Source organism: Virgibacillus sp. 7505 (assembly GCF_002272135.1).
Taxonomy (GTDB): Bacteria; Bacillota; Bacilli; order Bacillales; family Amphibacillaceae; genus Terribacillus.
Window position 1 is genome coordinate 1 of the sequence record NZ_NPBF01000263.1, and the last position, 244, is coordinate 244.

A 244-nucleotide genomic window follows, 5' to 3' on the forward strand; every position below is an offset into this window, starting at 1 on the left:
ACATAATCTTTCCAAGTCTCTTGTTGCTAATAACCACCATATAATATCGGGGTTCGGCTTGGGAGTGGGCAGTTATGTAATTAATGGCGCACTTGAAGAAATATTTGAGAATAAGGGTAAGAAAATTAATGAATATCTAACATTACGTCCATTTCCTCAATCAGCTTCGGGTGAAAAATCGCTAAAAGAGCTTTGGACGGAGTATAGAAAAGAAATGATAGACGATGCGGGTGTGATGATTTTC

General features: G+C 37.7%; 1 pseudogene. It reads left to right on the plus strand.

Features of this window, described 5'->3' with window-relative positions:
- A pseudogene (locus tag CHH91_RS18885) lies at positions 1–244 on the plus strand (hypothetical protein); the annotation flags it as partial.